Source organism: Frankia sp. AgPm24 (assembly GCF_023243055.1).
GTDB classification, from domain to species: domain Bacteria; phylum Actinomycetota; class Actinomycetes; order Frankiales; family Frankiaceae; genus Frankia; species Frankia umida.
Map to the genome: position 1 here is coordinate 16,985 of NZ_JALKFW010000196.1, position 18,359 is coordinate 35,343.

17 protein-coding genes are annotated in these 18,359 nt (G+C 72.1%); 7 read left to right on the forward strand and 10 right to left on the reverse strand.

Features of this window, described 5'->3' with window-relative positions:
* Positions 1-238: 238 nt before the first annotated feature.
* Positions 239-1,192 carry an AraC family transcriptional regulator gene (locus MXD61_RS16055; protein ID WP_248814071.1) on the reverse strand — a complete coding sequence of 318 codons (954 nt, stop codon included), beginning with the start codon at positions 1,190-1,192 and terminating at the stop codon, positions 239-241.
* Positions 1,193-1,293: 101 nt separating this feature from the next.
* On the opposite strand from MXD61_RS16055, the gene MXD61_RS16060 reads away from it, so the two are divergent.
* Positions 1,294-1,965, forward strand: coding sequence for a peroxiredoxin-like family protein (locus MXD61_RS16060; RefSeq protein ID WP_248814072.1), 672 nt, complete (start codon positions 1,294-1,296; stop codon positions 1,963-1,965).
* On the opposite strand, the gene MXD61_RS16065 is transcribed toward MXD61_RS16060, so the two are convergent.
* The 5 genes from MXD61_RS16065 to MXD61_RS16085 all read right to left on the reverse strand — a co-directional run bounded on the left by MXD61_RS16065 (position 1,908) and on the right by MXD61_RS16085 (position 7,398).
* Positions 1,908-3,275, reverse strand: coding sequence for an MFS transporter (locus tag MXD61_RS16065; protein ID WP_248814073.1), 1,368 nt, complete (start codon positions 3,273-3,275; stop codon positions 1,908-1,910). The two genes, MXD61_RS16060 and MXD61_RS16065, sit on opposite strands and share 58 nt — an antisense overlap.
* Before the next feature lie 114 nt (positions 3,276-3,389).
* Complete coding sequence (locus tag MXD61_RS16070) at positions 3,390-4,190, reverse strand: S-methyl-5'-thioadenosine phosphorylase (RefSeq protein WP_248814074.1); 801 nt, start codon at positions 4,188-4,190, stop codon at positions 3,390-3,392.
* Between the two features lie 113 nt (positions 4,191-4,303).
* Complete coding sequence (locus MXD61_RS16075; RefSeq protein ID WP_248814075.1) at positions 4,304-5,413, reverse strand: NAD(P)-dependent oxidoreductase; 1,110 nt, start codon at positions 5,411-5,413, stop codon at positions 4,304-4,306.
* 107 nt (positions 5,414-5,520) lie between these two features.
* Positions 5,521-6,654 carry a sensor histidine kinase KdpD gene (locus MXD61_RS16080; protein ID WP_248814076.1) on the reverse strand — a complete coding sequence of 378 codons (1,134 nt, stop codon included), beginning with the start codon at positions 6,652-6,654 and terminating at the stop codon, positions 5,521-5,523.
* A 3-nt stretch (positions 6,655-6,657) separates the two neighbouring features.
* Positions 6,658-7,398 (reverse strand): response regulator transcription factor, encoded by a 741-nt coding sequence (locus MXD61_RS16085; RefSeq protein ID WP_248814078.1) that lies wholly within the window; start codon positions 7,396-7,398, stop codon positions 6,658-6,660.
* Between the two features lie 165 nt (positions 7,399-7,563).
* Here MXD61_RS16085 and MXD61_RS16090 point away from each other — a divergent pair, with 165 nt between their 5' ends.
* From MXD61_RS16090 to MXD61_RS27710, 3 genes are read left to right on the forward strand one after another with little or no spacing between them, the layout of a single operon-like run.
* Positions 7,564-8,352, forward strand: a complete 789-nt coding sequence (locus MXD61_RS16090) for a glycosyltransferase family 2 protein (protein ID WP_248814080.1) — start codon at positions 7,564-7,566, stop codon at positions 8,350-8,352.
* Complete coding sequence (locus tag MXD61_RS16095; protein ID WP_251080060.1) at positions 8,349-9,095, forward strand: DUF2064 domain-containing protein; 747 nt, start codon at positions 8,349-8,351, stop codon at positions 9,093-9,095. The genes MXD61_RS16090 and MXD61_RS16095 overlap by 4 nt, the downstream gene beginning before the upstream one ends.
* Positions 9,092-9,817, forward strand: a complete 726-nt coding sequence (locus MXD61_RS27710) for a methyltransferase domain-containing protein (protein WP_248814082.1) — start codon at positions 9,092-9,094, stop codon at positions 9,815-9,817. The genes MXD61_RS16095 and MXD61_RS27710 overlap by 4 nt, the downstream gene beginning before the upstream one ends.
* On the opposite strand, the gene MXD61_RS16105 is transcribed toward MXD61_RS27710, so the two are convergent.
* Positions 9,753-10,319 (reverse strand): hypothetical protein, encoded by a 567-nt coding sequence (locus MXD61_RS16105; RefSeq protein WP_248814084.1) that lies wholly within the window; start codon positions 10,317-10,319, stop codon positions 9,753-9,755. The genes MXD61_RS27710 and MXD61_RS16105 overlap by 65 nt on opposite strands.
* Entirely contained in the window at positions 10,316-11,416 is a 1,101-nt protein-coding gene (locus tag MXD61_RS16110) for a molybdopterin-dependent oxidoreductase (RefSeq protein WP_248814086.1), read from the reverse strand. The genes MXD61_RS16105 and MXD61_RS16110 overlap by 4 nt, the downstream gene beginning before the upstream one ends.
* Before the next feature lie 277 nt (positions 11,417-11,693).
* Between MXD61_RS16110 and MXD61_RS16115 the strand changes: the two genes are divergently transcribed.
* Positions 11,694-13,334: a hypothetical protein gene (locus tag MXD61_RS16115; protein ID WP_248814087.1), complete on the forward strand. Its 1,641-nt coding sequence runs from the start codon at positions 11,694-11,696 to the stop codon at positions 13,332-13,334.
* Positions 13,335-13,357: 23 nt separating this feature from the next.
* On the opposite strand, the gene MXD61_RS16120 is transcribed toward MXD61_RS16115, so the two are convergent.
* Complete coding sequence (locus MXD61_RS16120; RefSeq protein WP_248814088.1) at positions 13,358-14,683, reverse strand: wax ester/triacylglycerol synthase domain-containing protein; 1,326 nt, start codon at positions 14,681-14,683, stop codon at positions 13,358-13,360.
* 694 nt (positions 14,684-15,377) lie between these two features.
* Positions 15,378-16,226, reverse strand: a complete 849-nt coding sequence (gene yaaA, locus MXD61_RS16125) for a peroxide stress protein YaaA (RefSeq protein ID WP_248814089.1) — start codon at positions 16,224-16,226, stop codon at positions 15,378-15,380.
* A 303-nt stretch (positions 16,227-16,529) separates the two neighbouring features.
* Here yaaA and MXD61_RS16130 point away from each other — a divergent pair, with 303 nt between their 5' ends.
* A complete protein-coding gene (locus MXD61_RS16130; RefSeq protein WP_248814090.1) occupies positions 16,530-17,426 on the forward strand; it encodes an aldo/keto reductase in 897 nt (298 codons plus the stop codon).
* 456 nt (positions 17,427-17,882) lie between these two features.
* Complete coding sequence (locus MXD61_RS16135; RefSeq protein WP_248814091.1) at positions 17,883-18,161, forward strand: hypothetical protein; 279 nt, start codon at positions 17,883-17,885, stop codon at positions 18,159-18,161.
* The last annotated feature ends 198 nt before the right edge of the window (positions 18,162-18,359 follow it).

The window sequence follows — 18,359 nt, forward strand, 5'->3', positions numbered from 1 at the left end:
CGCTGGAAGCCGGAACCCCGCGAACTCCGATGTCGGAACCGGTGAACAGGCACGGCGTCGACGCATCACGCGATCATGACTGATCGGCATCCGCCGAACAGCGGACTCCGCAGGCCACGGCGGCCACAGCTCGGGCCACGGCGGTAGCCACAGTCGGTCCCGCACTCCGGCGGGAGTCACTGTGGCTTGATCCGATCCTGCCCGGTGGGCGCTCGGCATCGCCACCGGACCGCCGTGGCTAGGCGTCGTTCGTCGCGCTGGTTCGTGTACTGATCCGGTAGCGATGTGGTGGCTGTCCTCGGGCGCGGTGGAAGGCCCGGGAGAAGGCGTGTTCGCTGGTGTAGCCGACGGTGGTTCCGATGGTGGCGACGGACTCGTCGGTCTCGCGTAGCTGTTGGGCGGCGAGGTCCATCCGCCATCGGGTGAGGTAGGTCAGCGGGGGTTCACCGACGAGGGTGGTGAAGCGGCGGGTCAGGGTGGCTCGGGAGATGTGCACCTCTGCGGCGAGGTTCTCGATGGTCCAGGGGTGTGCCGGTGTCTCGTGGAGCAGGGCGAGTGCTCGGGCGGTGACGGGGTCGTGCAGGGCGCGCAGCCACGAGCCGTCGCCGGCCGGTCGGGCGCGCAGCCAGGAGCGGACGACGTGGACGAGCAGGACGTCGACCAGGCGGGCGACGACAGCCCGTGAGCCGGGCGGAACACCGTTGAGTTCGTAGCGCAGCAGCGCGAGTGTGGCGGCGACGGCGCCGTCATCGCCGGGAACACCGGCGGGCAGGTGCAGGACCCGCGGCAGCAGGGACATGAGTGGTTGGGCGACCTCGTGGTCGTAGTCGTACGAGGCGCACAGGATGCGGCTGGCAGCGCCGATGCCGGGCAGTTCGATGACGCCGTCGTCGGTGCGCAGACCGAGCTTCGCCGCCTGGGTGAGCGCCATGGCGGCGGTGGTGGGTCCGCTGGACAGGGTGTGGGCGAGGTTGGTCGGCAGCAGAACGACGTCGCCGGGCATCAGCCGCAGCGGGTCGGTGCCCGCGGTGCGCAGCCAGCAGGAGCCGGCGAGGATCGCGTGGAAGGTCGCGCCGGGCTGGGGGTCGACCTCGACGCCCCAGGGTTCGTGCGCGACGAGCTGGGCGAGCACGGCGCCGCGGACACGGGCGAGCTGGAGCACGTCGGTGAGCGGGTCGGCCGGGGCGTCCATTGTTCGATGCTATCGTCCACATCAATGGTATGAGCCGATTGGCTAAAGAAATGAGGTTCCCAGGCATGTAAAGGCTCGGCGCGCCTTTCTATCGTGAGGTCATGTCCACATCTGAGGCTGCTTCCACCTCCCTGACCGCCGCTACTTTGGCTCTACGCTCCCAGCTGCACGAGGCGTACGGCGCCGACGCGCTGGCCCCGTTCGACAGCAACGCCGAGGCCATGGCCGCCGACGGTGTCGGTTCCACCGCCCCGTCGGTGGGAACGCCCGCGCCGCGGTTCGTGCTGCCGGACGTCCACGGCACCAGCCGGGCGCTCGATGATCTGTTGGCTTCGGGTCCGGTGGTGCTGGTGTTCTACCGTGGCGCCTGGTGCCCGTACTGCAATCTGCAGCTGCACGCCTTCCAGGGATCGCTCGGCGAGATCGAGGCGACCGGCGCGACCCTGGTCGCGGTGTCACCGCAGACGCCGGACAACTCACTGTCGTTCGCGGAGAAGGAAGGGCTTGGTTTCACGGTTCTCAGCGATCTCCACAACCGGGTGGCGCGTGACTACGGCCTGGTCTTCCGGCAGGACGACGTCCCGACCGCCGTGCAGAAGGGGATCGGCACCGACCTGGCGGACTTCAACGGTGACGACAGCTACGAACTCCCCGTCGCCACCACCTTCGTGATCGACACCGACGGGACGATCCGGTTCCGCTCGGTCTCCGCCGACTACCGCTGGCGGGTCGGCCCCGAGGAGGTCCTCGCCGCGCTGCACGGACTGCGGTGACGGCCGGCGCCGGGGGGGGGGGGCGGGGGCGGCCCCCGCGCGCGGGGGCCGCGGGGGGCGGGCGCCGGCGCTGCCGCGTCCCGGTGCACAGCGGTGGTGACGAACAGGGCAGCGGTCGCCGACGCGGCGACCGTCAGGAACCAGCCGGCCTGACGAACCCCGTGCGCATGGGCGAACCAGCCGAAGGCGAGCGAGAACGGCAGGAACAGCAGCCAGGACAGCGTGCCGGCCCCCGAGGACACGCCGGCGCGGATGGTCGAGGGCACGGCGTCGTGCAGCAGCTTGCCCGCCCGGATACCGATGATCGCCAGGAGCAGGGTCAGGATCGTCTGGGCGGCGATCACGGCCGCGAGTGAGCGGGTCAGCGTCAGGGCGAGCGTGGCGGCCGGTGCGGCGAGTGCGAGGACGGCGACGACCACGCGGTTGTCGAGGTTCAACCTGCCGGCCAGGAAACCACCGATGCCGAGCATGGAGACCACCGTCGCCCAGTACGGGCCGAACAGCGCCGCGGGCGCGGCCAGGGCGACCAGCCAGAGCGGTCCGAACTCGAACACGGCCTGGGCGAGCATCGCGGTCAGCGCCGCCAGCAGCAGCGTCTGACGCACGGCCGGCAGCCGGATCATCGTGCGGTAGGTGACGGCCACCTGCCCGCGCAGGGTGACCGGCTCCGCGGGCAGGTGCAGCCGCGGCTCGGTGAACCGTCCGAACGCCACGGCCGAGGCGGCCACGAACGGCAGGGTGGCGAAGTACGTCACCCGCGGGGAGGTCCAGCCGGCGATGGCCCCGCCGGCCAGGGCGCTCACGACGAGCACACCGCTCTCGACCATGTTCACCCGGCCGATCCACGTCTCGTACTGCTCGCTCGACCCGGTCTCCGCCAGGACGACGTCGTACACGATGCTGTCGATGGTTCCGGAGCTGAGCGCGAAGTAGACACCCAGGATCAGGGCCGCGGCGATGTAGGTCGGCACATCGTGGCTCAGACCGCCGAGCACCGTGCTCACCAGCAGCGCGACGTTGGCGCACACCATCAGCCCGCTGCGGCTCCACCGGTCGGCGAGAACCCCCGACGGAACCTCCAGCAGCGGGACGACCGCGGCGTACGCGGCCGCCATGACCGCGACCGTGCGCGGGGTGAACCCGATCTGCGTCATGAAGAGCTTCTCGACCGGGACCCACAGGACCATGCTGGAAAGCCCGACCGCGACCTGCAGTGGCAGCAGCCGCCGGGCCAGCCGGCGCCGCGTGCCCGCGGGCGCGCTCGCCTCATCGAGCGTCGTCGCGACCGCGGTCGCCTTCACCGATGCCACCCGGGTCTCCCGCCCTCCACGTGCTTCTGGTGTCACCACCGAAGTCACCGGGCAGGGGCCATCCGTTACACCGGGCCTGGTTCTGGCGACGCGGTCAGGGAGAAGCCGGCATGTTCAGGGCAGCGGGTGGGGCAGCGTCATGGCGTCCAGGGAGTGTCGGCACGCGCAGGACGGCTCGGTCGGAAGCTCCGCCAGCGCATGGTGCAGAAGGTTTCGCAGCATGCCGACGGAGCGGGCGAAGACCTCGAAGACCTCGGCCTGGGTGACCGCGGAGGCGATGCCGGAACCCGCGTCGTGGTCGGTGACGATCGCGATCGGGGTGTAACAGAGCGCGAGCTCGCGGGCCAGGACGGCCTCCGGGTGGCCGGTCATGTTGACCAGGGACCAGCCCTGGGCGGCGAAGAAACGGGACTCCGCCCGGGTGGAGAAGCGGGGGCCCGGTATGACGACCATGGTCGCGCCGTCGACGATGTCCAGGCCGAGTTCGGTTCCGGTGCGCAGCACCACCGCGCGTCCGATCGGACAGTAGGGGTCGGCGAAGGACACGTGCACGGCACCGGAGTCGTAGAAGGTCGTCTCGCGTCCGGACGTGCGGTCGACCAGCTGGTCGGGCAGGACGAACGTGCCCGGGCCGAGCTCGGGGCGCAGCGCCCCCACCGCGGCCGGCGCGAGGATCTGGCGAACACCGAGGCTGCGCAGCGCCCAGATGTTCGCCCGGTAGTTCACCCGGTGGGCCGGGAACCGGTGGTCACGGCCGTGCCGGGCGAGAAACGCGACGCCCCGGCCGGCCAGGCTGCCTACGGCGATCCGGCCGCTCGGCTCCCCGTAGGGGGTGTCCACCTGGATCTCGGCCGCGTCGTCGAGGAACGAGTACAGGCCCGTTCCGCCGATCACCGCGATCTCGGCCTTCGTCATCGTCGACTCCTACGTGTCCTGGTGGCTACGTGTCCTGGTCGGTACGTGTCCTGGCTGCTGCGTGTTCTGGGCTGCCCGCGTGCGCCAGGCGCGCGGTCGGTCCGGATCGCCGCTCAGGCGCGCAGCGGGGCGTGGGCGAACTCGGCGATGCCGGGGCCGAAGCCGACGGTGGCCGTGTAGCCGAGTGCCTGGCCGGCGCGGGCCGACGAGGCGAACACATGCCGGACGTCACCGGCGCGGAACTCGCCGGTGATCCTCGGCGGCTGCGCGCCGAAGGCGGTGCACAGCGCCCGCGCCATCTCACCGACGCTGTGTGGACGGCCGCTGCCGATGTTGAAGGCGCTCAGCCGGCGGGCCGGTGCCTCGGGCCAGCGCAGGGCGAGCAGGTTGGCCCGGGCCACGTCGGTGACGTGCACGAAGTCGCGTAGCTGGCCGCCGTCCTCGAACACGGCCGGGCGCTCAGCGCGTTCCAGGGCGCTGCGGAACAGGGACGCGACACCGGCGTACGGGGTGTCGCGTGGCATGCGTGGTCCGTAGACGTTGTGGTAGCGCAGGGCGATGACGGTGCCGCCACTGGCCGCCGCCCAGGCCGCCGCGAGATTCTCCTGTGCGAGCTTGGTGGCGGCGTACACCGACCGGGGGTCCATCGGCGCGTCCTCGGTGACGGGCCGCGGCTCGACGGGCTGTCCACAGGTCGGGCAGCGCGGGTCGAACCGGCCGGCGGCGAGGTCGGGTTCCTGCCGGGGCCGCGGGCGGACCGGGCCGTGCGCCGGGCACCGGTAGGCGCCCTCGCCGTAGACGACCATCGAGCTGGCCAGTACCAGCCGGTGCAGGCCGGCGCGGGCCATCTCGGCCAGCAGGACGGCCGTGCCGAGATCGTTGTGCGCGACGTAGGCGGGGAGATCGGCCAGGTCGACACCCATGCCGACCATCGCCGCCTGGTGGCAGACCGCGTCCACACCGTCCAGTGCGGCCCGGACGGCCTCCGCGTCACGCACGTCACCGACCTGTAGCTGGGCTCGGGGATCAAGGCCGGCGAGGCCGGCGAGGCTGGCGAGGCCGGCGTCGGAGGTATCGGGCCCGGGGGCTTCGGAGCCGCGAGCGCGGCGGTGCACGTCGGGTAGCAGCGCGTCCAGGACACGTACCTGGATACCGGCGGCGAGCAGAACATCGACGACGTGGGAACCGATGAATCCGGCGCCGCCGGTGACAAGGACCCGCATGCCACCGACGCTAACTGTCAGTGTGCGGACCGGATCTTACGAAGCGCTGACATCGCGTCGCCCCCCGGGACCGGGCGGTATGTCCGCCGGGCAGGACAGTCGGCCGATCAGCTCGCCACGGGCAGGTTGACCACGAACCGGCAGCCGCCGCGCACGTTGTGCACGCTGACCTCGCCGCCATGCGCCTCCGTGAGGGCGCGGACGATGGCCAGCCCCAGGCCCGCACCGGCCCGGTCGCGGTCCTCGGACGGGGACCGGGCGCTCTCACCGCGATACCCGGCGTCGAACAGTCGGCCGAGATCATCGGGTGGGATTCCGCCGCAGCCGTCGCGGACGGCGAGTTCGGCCCGCCCGTTCGCCACCGACGCCGAGACGGCGACGGTCCCGTCGCTGGGGGTGTGCCTGATCGCGTTGGCGATCAGGTTCGTCAGCACGCGCTGGAACTCGACCACGTCCACGTCGACACGGTCGAGTTCGTCCACGTCGCCGGTGAGCCGGACGCCTTTCGCCCGTGCGATCGGATCGGACGTGCCGATCGCCTCGGCGACCAGATCGGCCACCCGGACCTTCTCCACCGCGAGGGCGATCACGCCGGCCTGCAGCTGGGAAAGCTCGAACAGCTCGTCGAGCAGCACGGTCAGGCGTTCGCTGCTGCGCACCATCGTGCGGTGGTAGGCGGCGATGACCGCCGGGTCGTCGACGACACCGTCGTCCAGCGCCTCCGCGACGGCGCGAATCCCGGCGACCGGGGTGCGCAGGTCGTGACTGACCCAGGCGACGAGTTCACGCCGGCTCGCCTCCAGCGCCCGTTCCCGTTCGGCCGCCGCCAGCAGTCGGCGATGGGAGTCGTCGAGCGCACGGGCGATCACCGCCAGTTCCGCGCTGGGCGGCTCACGGTCGGTCGGACGGTAGCCGGGGCCGCCGAGCTGGCCCGCGGCGGCGGCCAGGACGTGGGAGACGCGGGCGACGGACAGGCCCAGCCACAGCGTCATGGCCGCGGTCACGCTCCCGGACACGGCGACCACCAGGAGCACGACGTGCAGGTCATGCTGGGACAGGAACATCACTTTGGCCGTGATCGCGACACCGGCCGCCATGCCTCCCACCGCGACGGCGACGATGGCCGCCGCCCAGACCCGCAGGGACGCCCGCCGCAGGCGGTGCAGCACCGGGGCCGCGAGCAGCGGGGCGGCCAGGGAGCAGCCGAGCGCGATCGCGCAGATCTGCAGGTCCGGTTCCACCGGTCAGCCCGCTTCCACGGGTTCATCCGACGGAACGGACGTGGCAGTGACCTCCTGAGCAGGTAGATCACATCGGTAGCCGACGCCCCAGACGGTGGTCAGCACGGTGGGAGATTTCGGATCGTCCTCGATCTTCTCCCGCAGCCGGCGGATGTGCACCGTGACGGTGGAGCTGTCCCCGTAGGTCCAGCCCCAGACCCGTTCGAGCAGCGTCGCCCGGGAGAACGCCACCCCGGGATGGCGCAGCAGGAAGGCGAGCAGGTCGAACTCGCGGATCGTCAGGGACAGGTCGTGGCCGTCCCGGGTGGCCGTGCGCGCGGCCAGATCGACGGCGAGCCGGCCCGCCCGCAGCAGGGGGCGGCCCACCGGGCCGGGTGGCGGTTCCTGGGTGCGGCGCAGCACCGAACGCACCCGCAGGACGAGTTCGCGGGGGGAGAACGGTTTGGTCACGTAGTCGTCGGCGCCTGTCTCCAGCCCGAGGATCCGGTCCGACTCGGCGCCGAGGGCGGTGAGCATCACCACGGGCACCGGGCCCAGTTCGCGCAGCCGTCGACAGACCTCCAGACCCGGCAGGCCCGGCAACATCAGATCGAGGACGACCAGGTCGGGCGGGGTTCGTTCGGCGGCGGTGAGCGCACCCGGGCCGTCGACGGCCCGGTCGACCTCGAACCCGGCCCGGAGCAGGTAACGGCTGACGACATCGGCGACGGTGATGTCGTCATCGACGAGCAGGACACGGGCCACGGTCTCACCGTAGGCGCTGTGGGAGATCCTCCGTGGAGGAGACGGGTGCCCGTTCGGGATTCGTAATCTTCTCCGCCGGTCGCTCGGATGACGGGCTCGGTGCCCGCGGCAGGCATCCCCGTTCCGTAAGAATTCCGGTCACCAACCGTGGCTAGCGTGCCGCGCATGCCCATCGTGAACACCGCCAGGGACCCGGCCAACCTGGCCGACCCGGACGATCTGGCCGACCCGGACGATCTGGCCGATCTGGCCGATCTGGCCGATCTGGCCGACCTGGCCGACCCGGCCGACCTACCGGGCGGGATCGACGTCGTCCTGCCCTGTCTGAACGAGGCGAGCGCACTGCCCTGGGTGCTCTCCCGGATGCCGGTCGGCTATCACCCGATCGTCGCCGACAACGGTTCCACCGACGGGTCGGCCCAGCTGGCTCGCACGCTCGGCGCCGAGGTGGTGACGGTGACCGAACGCGGCTATGGCGCGGCGGTCCACGCGGGCCTGCTCGCCGCGCGCGCGCCGGTGGTGTGCTGCTGCGACGCCGACGCCTCGCTGGACCCGGCCGAACTGCCCGGACTGGTCGCGACGGTGACCGCCGGCCATGCCGACCTGGTGCTGGGCCGGCGGCGTCCGGTGACATCGGCCGCCTGGCCGGTGCACGCCCGGGTGGGCAACGCGGTGGTGGCGGCCGCCGTGCGCCGCCGGTGCGGGACGGACGTGCGTGACCTCGGGCCGATGCGCGTCGCCCGGCGCGCCGACCTGCTGGACCTCGGGATCACCGACCGCCGGTTCGGCTACCCGTTGGAACTGGTCGTCCGGGCTGCCGCCGGGGGCTGGCGGATCACCGAGACGGACGTCCGCTACCACCCGCGGACGGGCCGGTCGAAGGTCACCGGTACCGCGCTGGGCACCGCCCGCGCCGTGCGGGACATGACAGCGATCCTGCGACGTCTGCCATGACCATGACGCGACCCCCGGGCCGTGCGGGGACCCGCCATCTGCCGGCAGCCGCCGACCGGTCGCCGAACCCGCTCGGCCCACCCACACTGATCGTGATCGCCAAGGAACCGCTGCCCGGCCGGGTCAAGACCCGGCTGACACCGCCCTACACACCGCGGGAGGCGGCCCGGTTCGCCGCGGCGGCGCTCGCGGACACCCTGGACGCGGTGGCGTCCGCGAGCCGAACACTGGGGGTCCGGCCCCTGGTCGTCCTCGACGGCCATCCGGGCCACTGGCTGCCCCGGGAGTTCGCCCTGCGTGCCCAGGTCGACGGGCCGCTCGACGTCCGCCTCGCCGCCGCCTTCGACGCGGTCCGCGGCCAGCCGGCACTCCTGGTCGGGATGGACACCCCACAGATCACCCCGGCCGGGCTGCTCCGGGCCGCGGCGCGGCTGCGCCGGGACACCGACGCCGCGTTCGGCCGGGCACGGGACGGCGGATGGTGGCTGCTGGGTCTCGGCGCCGCGGACGGTGACCTGGTGCGCGGGGTGCCGACCTCCCGGCCCGACACCGGCGCCCGCCAGCACACCCGGCTGCGCGACGCCGGCCTGCGGGTGGTCGATCTGCCGGTGCTGCGTGACGTCGACACGGCCGCCGACATCGCACCGGTGGCGGCCCTCGCCCCCCGCGGCCGGTTCGCGGCCGTCGCCGCCGATCTGCGCCCGCGGCCATGTGACCCGGCCGGCGCACGGGAGACCGCGTGACGGCCCCGGCGGTGGAGCCGACCGTGACGGCGTCCGCCGTGGAGCCGACCGTGACGGCGCCGGCCGTGGAGCCGGCGACGGGCGGCGTGCCGGCGGGACATCTGTACGAGCTGGCCCTGCGGGTCCCCGCCGCCCGGCTGTGGGCCCGCGGCCCCGACGGTCGCCGGCCGGTTCCCGTCGACCTGTGGCGGGGGGATCCGGTAGCGGGCGACGAGGTGCTGCTGTGCGCCTGCCAGGGACCGACGCTCGACGTCGGCTGCGGCCCGGGACGGCTGGCCGCCGCGCTGACCCGCCGCGGCGTCCCCGCTCTCGGGATCGACGTCACCGCGGGTGCGGTGACGCTGGCCCGGCGGGCCGGGGCGAGGGCGCTGCGCCTGGACGTGTTCGGTCCGGTCCCGGACACGGGGCGCTGGCAGGAGATCATCCTGGCGGACGGGAACATCGGTATCGGCGGCGATCCGGACCGGCTGCTGCGCCGCGCACGGGCCCTGCTGGCCGGACGCGGGCGGATCCTCGCCGAGCTGGAGGGCCCGGGCCGGCCGACCCGGGCCTATCCCGCCAGGCTGGAGGTCGCGGGCCTGACCAGCGCGCCGTTTCGCTGGGCCACGGTGGGTGTGGACGGGATCGGGCCGCTCGGCGCGTCCGTGGGGTTGCGCGTCACCGCGGTGACCGCCCGGGCCGGTCGGTACTTCGCCGTGCTCGAACCGCGCGCCGGAGCATGACCGCCGCGGCGACAGTCCAGATCGCTGCCAGCACGATCAGCAGGTTGCGCCCGTAGGGCAGCGGATCGACCGACGGGTTCGCCGGATGACCGACCCGGCCGGACCACAACGGAAAACTGACCAGCGCGACCGAGGCGGAGACGAACGACGCGACCTGGATCACCGCCCGGTAGGGGTGCGCGACGATCCGGCTCAGGATGACGCCGAGCACGGCGGTGGCCGGTGCCACGATCACGTCGTGCCCGAGCAGTCCCCCCAGCAGCCAGCGCAGCGTGTGTACCGGATGGGTGGCCCGGGGATGCGCCATCAGGCCGGCGATCCCGTATCCGGCCACGGCCACACCGGCAGCGGCCGCGACGGCCCGAACCGCGGTGCCGGCCCGGACCGCGGTGACGACCCGGGCGAACGCGTGGGGCTGGGCAGGATCGTGCCGGTCGACGAGGCCCGGCGGATCGGAGCTGTCGGCGCCCGGCGGGCGGTCCGTGGGCTGCGGGCCGGTCACACCATCACCACCCGGTGCACCCATTTGGTCTGCAGGACACCTGGCCGGTTCGGCGCGATGAGACGGGCCGGGTAGCCGTGGTCGAGGGCGAGCACCGCACCGCCGAGCCGGGTGGCGATCAGCGTCGCCGGATCCCGGGCGTGCGGGGGATCGACCACGCTGGTCCGGTAGCCGCCGCGGCGTTCCAGCGATTCCACCCGCACGCTCGCGTGCGCCGGTACGTCGGCCCGGTCGAGCAGGTCGGCCAGGCGCACCCCGGTCCAGGTGGCGTCCGCCGCCCAGCCCTCGACGCAGGTGATCGGCAGCCGCACGGTGACCAGGCTCCGCGCGTACAGCTCGTCCAGCGACAGCGAGAACGGCCGGGGACCCACGACGTCCAGCTGGTAGCCGCGGTCCCGGGCGATGACGACGACCCCGGCGGCCAGGGCGGTGCGGTTCACCGGCAGGCCCTGCGGACCGACGCCGGGTTTGCGGGGTGCCAGCAGCACGGTGTCCCCGAGGCCCGGCACGAACTGCCCGGCGGTCGTCACCGTGACCACCCCGGCGGCGGCGCCCACCGCGAGCCCGAACCCGCGTCGGGACAGTCCGTCGTCCGTCGGTTCGGGCTGACTGATCCGATCGCTCAGGTGCGTTCGGGCCGCCCGGTCCCGGCCGACGTTGGCCCGCACGATGGTGATCTTCGCGGCGATGTGCACGATCAGGGCGCCGATGGTGATCCAGGCGACCCAGTAGTGCGTGACGGTGAAGAAGAACCGGAACGGATACCACTGGGCGATGTTGGCGATCCCGGTCGCCAGCTGGAAGATCGCTCCGGCGATCAGCGGGATGATGGAGATCCGCTCGGCGGCGTGCGCGACGCCGCGCACCGGCGGCCATTCCCACAGCCGCGGATACACCGTCCACAGTTTCGCCAGCAGCAGCGGCACGCTCACCAGCCCGCTGGTCACATGCAGCCCCTGGGTGAACCGGTAGAACCAGACCGGCCGGGACGGCCACGAGAACCCGTCCGGGGGGTGCTGCATGAAATGGGAGACGAGCCCCGTGACGAACGCCGTGCCGAACGCGACGCCGAGCCAGATGCCGAGCAGCGACGCCATCCGCGGATCGTGCAGACGGCTGGTGAACGCCGCTGGCCGCACCGGCCCGCGGCGCGGCCATCGCAACCGTGCCGGCCGCCCGGGGGATGCCAGCCGTCGTCGCGGAGACGCCGGATATCGCGGATGTCGCGGATGTGCCGGCCGCCGTCGGTCGCGCAGGTCCATGCCCGGACGGTAAGGGGATCGATCTTCCGAAATCCCTGATCGTTTCCTTACGATCCGCGGATACCGCGCCGGCCCGACGTACACCGCCGCTCCGGCGCGGCAGGCTCGGTCCGTGGCCGTCCCGTCGATCCTGCGCAAGCACGACCCAACCCCGCGGCCGCGTGATCCGACGCCGCGGCCCGGCGAGGCGTCCCGCGGCGAGCGCCGCCCGTCGACATCCACCCGGGGCCGCAGCACCGGACGGCACTGGCTGATCTGCGCCGGGGTGCTGCTGGCGGGCGCCCTGGCACTCGAAGCGGCGACGATCACCCGGCCGGGCCCGTTGCCGGGTGGTCCGGCCGTGCTCTACCTGGTTCTCGGCTGGTGGGCGGTGGCCATGCTCGCGGTGGCCGTGCTGGTGCGGGTGGCGCCGCGCCGCGGCGTGCTCCTGCTGCTGGTGGCCGGGGCGGTGGCCATCCACGCCCTGGTCCTCGCCTCCGCCTCGGGGCCGAGGATGAGCGACGACCTGTACCGCTACGCCTGGGACGGCAAGGTGTCCAGCGCCGGCATCGACCCGTACCGCTACGCGACCGATTCTCAGGCGTTGGCGCCACTGCGGGACCGCTGGCTGTGGCCCGACCCGGCCGGCTGCGCCCGGCTGGGCCACCGGCCCGGCTGCACGAGGATCAACTATCCGACGGCGCACACCATCTACCCGCCGGTCGCGCAGGCCTACTTCACCGCCGTGCACTACCTGCCCGGCCCGCCACGCGAGCACCGTCTGCAGCTCTACGCGGCGGTGCTGTCGCTGTCGACGACCCTGCTGCTGATCCGGGTGCTGCCCCGGTTCGGCCGTCATCCGGGTCTCGCCGCCGCCTACGCCTGGGGGCCGTCCGCCGGCCTCGACGTCGGGATGGACGCGCACGTCGACATCCTCGCCGTCCTCGCCGCCACCGCCGCACTGGCGCTGCTGCGCCAGCCCCGGCAGGCACCACCAGCCACACCCACCACCCGCTCCGCCCCACCCGCGGCCGCCGACGCGCACCCTCATCCGAGCGGACGTGACCCGGACGGGGGATCGCAGCACGGCGGCTTCTGGACGGCCCGCCGGCGTCATCACCTCATGCCGCTGGCGGCGGGCGCGCTGCTGGGAGCCGCCGTGGCGGTCAAGCTCTATCCCGCGTTGCTGATCCCCGCCGCCGCGCGGCGGCGAGCCGTCGTCGCCGTCGCCGCGGCCGGGGTCGTGGTCCTGTCCTACCTGCCGCACGTCGCGGTGGTCGGCACCGCGGTCGTGGGCTTCCTACCCCGCTACCTGACCGTGGAGGGCTACAACGAAGGGCACCGGTTCCTGCTGCTCGGCCTGCTCGGCCTGACCGGGACGGCGGCGAAGACCGTGGCCGTGGCGGCGGTCGGATCCGTGGCGCTCGTCGTCTGGCGCACCGATCCGGCCGGGGTCCCGGTCGAACGGGCGGCCCTGTGGGTGCTGGGCACCGCGTTCCTCGTCGCCACGCCGGCCCAGCCCTGGTACTCGATCCTGCTGGTGGTCCTCGCCGTCCTCGCCGGACGCCTGGAGTGGATCGCGGTCGCCGTCGGCCCCTACGTCCTGTACATGGCGCTGTTTCGGGACCTCGCCGTCGCCGACGTGTACGCCCGCCCCGGCGGCTACGTCCTCGGCGCTGTGGTCGTCGCGCTTGTCGCGCTGTTTCGCCAGACGGGGTCGAAACGCCGCGCCCGGGGGGCGGGCAGCCGGCATCACACCGAAGACGGCGGGTAGCGCGGATACCAGTCGAGTCGATCTCAGCGGTCGGCGCCGGCCAGGTCGGCGGCGGGTTCGGCGGCGGGCGGGGGAATCCATGCGAACGGCGGCTGGCCCGGGTGCAGGCATCCTTCCACCTCGAGGGCGCGCAGTTCGGCCTCGAACAGCGCGGGCAGGTGCGAGCCGCCCTGGACGGCCCCGTCCAGCGTGAATCCGATGGCCGCCTGCCCATCGAGTCCACCGAGCATGACCGCCATGCGCTGACCGCCGGGCAGCGGCGGAATCGGCACCGCCGCGGTGACCGGGCGGCCGAGGACGTCCAGCGGCCCGCTCAGACCGTGTGGATTCGACGCGGTCAGCGCGAAGACCCGCGACATCATGTCGGCGGCCATCACGGTCGGCCGAAGCGGATTCGGAACCGTCCAGAGAAAAAGGCGTTCGGCGACGCCCGGTGTGCCGACCCTCTTGTGCCGCGAGGTCTGCCGATGGATCGCCTCGACCCGCCGGCGCACCGAGACCTCACCGTAGGGCAGCGCGATCCGGACAGAGGTCAGATAGTTGCCCACACGTATCTGTTCGGTCGTCCGGCGTGTGCTGACCGGCATCGCGGCATGCACCAGTTCCCGCCGCCGGCTGACATGCTCGGTGTTCACGTTTGACCAGGCGCGAAGGGTACCGGTGAGCGCGGCCAGGAAGATGTCGTTCACCGGCACCTGGAACGCGCGGCCGATGGCTCGCAACCTGGCCAGGTCGACCTTCAGCCAGGTGTGCTGGGGGTGCCCGACCAGCGCCTGTTCGAACGGGCCGATCGTGGCTGTCCGCGTGCACCAGCTCAACATGTGCGCGGTCGCATGGCCAAGGGCCCGTGGGTCGGACCGGCGGGCCGATGCTGACCGAAGCGGAGCGTGGGTCGCCCCGGGGCCCGGATGGCCGAACAGCCTCTCCAGCAGCAGGTTCTGCCCCAGACCGTCCATCCACACATGACTGGAGCGAAACAACAGGGAGAAGCCGTCCGGGCGGTGCCCGTGCAGCAGCCAGAGCTGCCAGGGAGGCAGGTCCGCGGGGAATGCGGATGTGGACAGTCGCTGCACCGCGACGCGTAGTCCCGCCGTGTCCGACCCGGTCGGGAGCTGGCAGGCATGAACGTGCCGGGCGGCGTCGAAGGTGTTGTCCGCGACCCAGCACGGGCGCCTTCGCCGGGCCGCGAGCATACGCTGGGTCAGCGGGAGGCAGCTGCGGGCCCGATCGGTGACCAGTTCACGCAGCGCCTCGAGGTCGGGTACGGACCCGTGGACATCCAACAGGCAGCCCACCGCGAACGGCGTCGTCGGAAACGCGCGCTGGTACCCGAGAAGAAGCGTGTCCATGGGCGTGAACGGCTGCCCGGGGAAATCCACGTCACCAGGTTTGCGCTTCGCGGTCGCTCGCGACAGCCATCCCGCGGCGTTGTTTCCGGTCGCCTGGTTCCTGCCGGTCTGTCGGCGCGTCGTGGCTGGCCCGCGGTGCGGCACCTGCCGGGAAACGCGGCCTGTCACCTGGGGCCGGCCAGCTCGGAACCGGGGGATCGCCGATCTTTTGTCATGTTCAGCTCCTGCGTTGACAGTGAACCCCGGCTGCGCCAGAAAACGCCTGTGACAAGAAGGTGTGCGTCGCGCGGAAGATCGATCCATTCAAGGCGGGTAAATATACCCGGAGGCATGGTGGTCGCGTCGGGACGACACGGGTCGGCCGGTGAGATGTCTCGCGGTTGACGGCGAGTTGGGATGGCCCATTTCGTGGCGGCCGGCGGAAGAGAGTGGACTGACGGATGTGGTGTGTGAAGAGAAGTAACAGGCCGATTTGCTGATGTGGTGATTGTTGCTGAGAGCGACCGGCATGCGCCCGTTCGGGAACCGGTGAAACGCCCGAGAAGGAGAACGCGATGGCTGTGCGCCGACGGTGCGAGGCCGATTCGTTCGGCGGGGAACCGATGGCGGCGAGCCCGGATCCGTCGGGCTCGAGGGCGCTGGGAGCTCAGCCGGTACGTTCGTTGACGCCCACCCGCGGTAACGGGGGGCTGCTTCAGGTGGTGGGGTGCCAGCGGGTGATGACGTCGAGGGTGGGTGCGGTCGCGGTGCCGCGTGGTTCGGCGGCGAGGCCGGCGGACTCGGCCACCTCGGCGACATCGTCGATGGTCTTCACCGGGCGTCCGGCGGTGTCGGCGAGCAGGAGCGCGCGGGTCAGCAGGCCCTTCGTCTGCTTCGCCTGGTAGCTGAGGGGGCGGCGGACCCAGCGTCCGTCGACGAGTCTCTCGGTCAGGGCACGTACCGGCAGGGCGTTGGCGCGCGCCGGTCCGGTGAGGGAGGGCACGGTCGCGTAGTCCGACGAGCGCAGGTCCACGACGAGGTGCTCACCGATGTCGTCCGGGGCGCCGGTGAACAGGTCGGGCAGGGCTGAGGCGAGCCGGGCGCGCCAGAAGGCCGCGAGGACGGTCGATACGCCGCGGCCGCCGAGGCCGGGGATCGCCGCGGTCATGGCGACCCGGTGGTCGGGCACCGGCTCGGCCGCGCCGAGCAGGCCGAACGCCCCGTTGGAGACGAACAGGGTGTGGCTGGCCGCGGCTCGTGCGGGGGCTGGCAGGCTCGCCGGGTCCAGTGCCTGGTAGAGGATGCCGACGAACCGGTCAAGCGCGGGCATCGTCGGTGCGTCCAGCATCGCGGTGTTGGCGGCCAGGTCGGCCTGCGCGCGGGAGGCCGGTAGCCGCAGCGCGGCGATCGCCGCGTTCGGTTTGGACCGGCAGAACGCGGTGACCGCCCGGACGACCTCGGCGCGGGCGTCCGCGAGCGGGCCGGCACCGAAGCCGGCCGTGCGCAGCGACGGCCCGTCGCCACCGGTGGCCTTCGCCTCGCTCGGCGGTAGCAGGACCCGCACTCCTTCGACCTCATCTCACGATCTCGACATCCGGCGTTCTGTGCTGCCAGGCTACGGCGGTATCGGAGGGCGCCGGCGAGTTGATGAGTCGTCCTCGTGGGCCGGCTCAGGTGGAGCCGGCTACCGCAGGCGGAAGGTGCGGGTCGTCGACAGGGCGGGATCGCCGGGCCGCGGCCGTAGCTCCCGCCATGGCGGTGTCGAGCCGGCGGACGTTCGAGATGGTCCAGGTCGCGCGTGCCTTTCGCGCACTCGGCGACGTTGAGCTGTGACGGACAGTGATGTGTTCGCGGTACGCTGTCGGGCGTGAAGACGAGATCCCTGGGGCCGTTCACCGTTTCCGCGATCGGCCTCGGTGCGATGCCGTTCTCCATGAACGAGGACCGGAGCTGTCCGTCGCAGGAGCAGGCGATCGCGACCGTCCACGCGGCCTTCGACGCGGGCGTCACCCTCATCGACACCGCTGACGTCTACGCGCCGAGCTGGGACCAGCTGGGCCACAACGAGACGCTCGTGGGCCGGGCCGTCCGTTCCTTCGGCCGGGACGTCGACAATCTCCTCATCGCCACCAAGGGCGGTATCACCCGTTCCGAAGGAGAACGATGGGGGCGTGACGGCTCCCTGGACCACCTGCGGACGGCGGTGGAGAGGTCGCTGCGCGCGCTGCGGGTCGACGTGATCGACCTCTACCAGTGGCACCGGCCCGACCGTTGGCTGGTCTACGCGGACGTGATCGAGAACTTCGGGGTCCTGCGGCAGGAGGGCAAGATCCGTTCCGTGGGCATCTCCAACGCCGACGTCGAGGAGATCGCGATCGCCGAGCGGATCCTCGGGGCGGGCGGCCTGGCCAGTGTGCAGAACCAGTTCTCCCCGCTGTACCCGAGCAGCTTCGACGAGCTGACCTACTGTGCCGAACGCGGTATCGCGTTCCTGCCGTGGAGCCCGCTCGGTGGTACCGGTGGTGGCGCGCGGACCATCGGAGAGCGCTTCGACGTCTTCGCGCGGATCGGCGTCGCGCACGACGTCAGCCCGCAGCGGGTGGTGCTGGCGTGGGAGCTCTCGCTCGGCGACCACGTCATCCCGATCCCCGGGGCCCGCCGGCCGGAGTCGATCGTCGACTCCGCCGCGGCCGCCGATCTCGAGCTCAGCGCCGAGGAACTGGCTCGCTGCTCCACGGCCGTCGGTCCGTCGATCATCCAGTAGCCGTTCGGAGTCGATCCCCGTCGAGGCTCCGCTTCGTGATCGTGTCGATCGCGCGGTCCGGCGGCGCGGCGCGCACCCAGGTCTCGGCGGGTTCGGGTACGGGCGGGTTCGGGTACGGACGGGGACGCCGATGCGCGCCGCGGGCAGGCTCCCCTCGACGTACGTGCAACCACATTCGGTCGCGCTGGAACTGGCAGCGACGGTTTGGGGTAGCGCAGACAACCCCGTCGGGGAGAACTCCCCGGGAAGTCTCAACGAGAACGTCGATGCTCCGCGAAGAGACGGTTCTCCGGGGTGGGCGCACCAGACCATCCTCTGGTCGAACTTCGTTGACCAGGATGTTCGCGGCTTTGGCCTGACAGAAAGTACCTGGTCAGGGTGGAGACGTATCGCCCGAACGTATGGTGTGGCTATGATGGCCGTGGCGGATGAATCGACTCAGGGGGATTGGAATCGATGGCTCGGGTTGTCTCCACCGACACGGCACGTGACGCGATCGGGCGTATGCAGCAGATCATCAACTCCGGGCTCAGTCAGGAGATCCAGAACCTGAAGAACGAGGGTCAGCTGTTGAGCGACCCGAACAACTGGGATGGCGGCCTTGCCGTGCAGTTCCGCACCGACATCTGGCCGCAGACCAGAACGGCGCTCGACAACGCGGTCACCCAGCTCGGCCAGCTGCAGCAGAAGATCAGCCAGATCAACACCGACATCATGACCGCGGGCGGCAACTGAGCCGGGTGCCCGGTGGCTGCCCGCGCCGCGCCGCGGCACCGCGCGGTGCTCTGCGCCGCAGCGCTTCCCGGCCGGCAGCCGAGGCAGGCTGTCCGGCCGGTGTCGGGGATCGGAGCGCGGTCCCTAGTGCAGCGCCTCAGTAGTTCCTTGCCGCGAGGCATACCGATTGATCGTTACTTCTGGTAGTCGGTTAGGTGG